The organism is Helicobacter sp. MIT 14-3879, from assembly GCF_003364125.1.
Genome location: NZ_NXLP01000130.1, coordinates 1 through 2212, shown reverse-complemented (window position 1 = coordinate 2212; position 2212 = coordinate 1). Strand labels below are relative to the sequence as shown.

4 protein-coding genes are annotated in these 2212 nt (G+C 27.7%); all 4 read right to left on the bottom strand.

Going from position 1 to position 2212, the window contains the following annotated elements; translation table 11 throughout:
• Positions 1-58 precede the first annotated feature (58 nt).
• Positions 59-754, bottom strand: coding sequence for a hypothetical protein (locus tag CQA44_RS13375; RefSeq protein ID WP_258865042.1), 696 nt, complete (start codon positions 752-754; stop codon positions 59-61).
• A 21-nt stretch (positions 755-775) separates the two neighbouring features.
• Complete coding sequence (locus CQA44_RS13370) at positions 776-1441, bottom strand: hypothetical protein (protein ID WP_258865041.1); 666 nt, start codon at positions 1439-1441, stop codon at positions 776-778.
• Between the two features lie 10 nt (positions 1442-1451).
• On the bottom strand, positions 1452-1811 hold the full coding sequence (locus CQA44_RS11885) for a hypothetical protein (protein ID WP_258865040.1): 360 nt from the start codon (positions 1809-1811) through the stop codon (positions 1452-1454).
• Positions 1804-2212 (bottom strand): hypothetical protein (locus CQA44_RS11880; RefSeq protein ID WP_115547405.1); only part of this gene is annotated, 409 nt, incomplete at its 5' end. The genes CQA44_RS11885 and CQA44_RS11880, both read right to left, overlap by 8 nt.

Sequence of the window (2212 nt, the reverse complement as noted above, 5' to 3'; positions counted from 1 at the left end):
AGATAGAATCCTATAAAGAATATAAAAGGAATGACAATGAAAAATAATAAGAACCACATTAAAGAAGATTCCTTAGCATATCTATATATTGATGATTAGAGAGAGAATCTAGGGCTAATGATACATCAGCTTCTGCTATATCATTAAAGATTCCAGAGGGGAATTCTGTGCCTCTTATAGATATAATCTTTTGATTATTATCTTGTGTATCATTAAAGATTCCTTGTTTTAATTCTGTGCTACGAATAGCAAAAGTATATTCTTTAGATTCTTTATCTTGGAATAGAGTAGTAGATTTTCTTGTATTTGTTTTATTGTCTAACTCTTTTTCTAGCTCTCCTAAGTCCTCAAAGAGTGTTGCAGAGAAGCCTGAAGTAGTATTTGGTTGGTGAATAAGGAGGTCATAGCGAGAAAAGAATCTTTTAGCTTGAGTGGGAGTCATATCACCACCTAGAAAATCATCATCAAATAAGCCTTTTAAATCATTTCCATTATCATCTTTATAATATTTGTATTCTATGTTAAGAATATCTAAGGGGGTGGGATAAATACTTTGTAATTCTTCGTCTGTTATGTCTATTTTTTGCTCTTCATATTGTTTCTTTTTTATTTCTCTAAAATACTTTAACCTTTTCTCATCTTCATCTAATTTGTGTGGTTTATAATTCTTATTTGCTAAATGAAAGTATCCATAAGCAGCCCAAGCTAGTTCTGCATTTTCTTTAAGTTTTTGTATTTGTTGTTTATTATTCATTATTTACTTTCCTATTAAATTTTATTCCTTTATACCATATTTGTATTTAAAATAACTACAATTTAGTATTTTAGTAGGCATTCTAAAATCTCCACTTACTTCAAAATCCCAAACTATACTATCTATTCGATAAGTCTGCCATTCCACATTAAACCAAGCAGGTCTTTCATATTTAATATCCCCATTTTTTATATTGACATAAATATCAGACCCATATTCTATCCTACCATTACTTTTACTTTTTTTACCAAGTGAATATGAAAATTTATTTGGAATTGGTTTTGTAATTTTGTGAATTTGTTTTATATCATCAGATGTTAAAGTATGCCTCGATTTATCTATAAATTCTACAAGTTGTTTAGGTTGTATCGTTTTTACCATAGTATCCAAACTTGTATCAAAATAACTTAAGACTTTATTATAATATTCCTCATCTAGTTTTCCACCATTATGCTGATATATTTCAGGGTCTAATTTGCACATATTCCTAAATTGCCAAAAGCTAGGTTCTAAATAATAAGAATAGGGAGTATAGTAAAATATGATTAATCCTATACCTCCAATAAATACTAGAAATTTTGAGATTTTCTTCTTTGATTTAAATGCTTTTCTATAAATTAGCCATAATATTAAATAGGAGAGAATAAAGACAATAAGAAGAAAACATATTATTACAAATAATAACATTTATGTTTCTTTATATATCTTTAATTTCTGTGCCACGAATGACAAAAGTATATTCTTTGCTTTTTTTATTTTGAAATAAACAGGCGTGAAAACCTTGAGAATCATCTTTAGGATAGAAGTCTAGCAAGTCATATCTTTTAAAGAATCTTTTAGCTTGAGTGGGAGTCATATCACCTTTTAATTTAAAGGTATTAAAAAATGTGCTATCTTGTGTTTCATAATCAAAATAAGTAGCATCCATAATATCGTGTAGGGTGATAAATTCACCTTTTCTAGTTTTACTTTGAGTATGAAACTTCTTTCCGATTAAATCATAGTATCCATAAGCAGCCCAAGCTAATTCTGCATTTTCTTTTAGTTTATTAATCATTTCTTTGTTTTTTATCTAACACCTCCAAATTTGATTTTACTATACGACTACAACCTAAAATCCATTCACTTAAATAAAGTCCTGTCCCCCCACTTAAAGAATATATTTTTGTTCTCCACCTGACAGAAAAATACACTGCTTTAATTGCTTTAATATTATATCTATTGATTTTTGATTCATTACTTAAAAATTGTGTCTGCATTTCTATACGAGAATTTAGTTGTTTCCAATCTGTTACTAGCATATACTCAAAGACATTTTTCTTATAATTGTCATTTGTTTCCTCTAGTTTCCAACTTGTTTTATTAAGTTTATCCCAATCCAAAGTATCCAAACTTAAATCAAAATAACTTAATATCTTATTATACTTCTCTTTATTATTAGGTAATTCATTTAACTCA

Coding starts and splice junctions, on each gene's coding strand:
- CQA44_RS13375 (WP_258865042.1), bottom strand. CDS start 754: ATGAATAATAAACAACAAATACAAAAACTTAAAGAAAATGCAGAACTA.
- CQA44_RS13370 (WP_258865041.1), bottom strand. CDS start 1,441: ATGTTATTATTTGTAATAATATGTTTTCTTCTTATTGTCTTTATTCTC.
- CQA44_RS11885 (WP_258865040.1), bottom strand. CDS start 1,811: ATGATTAATAAACTAAAAGAAAATGCAGAATTAGCTTGGGCTGCTTAT.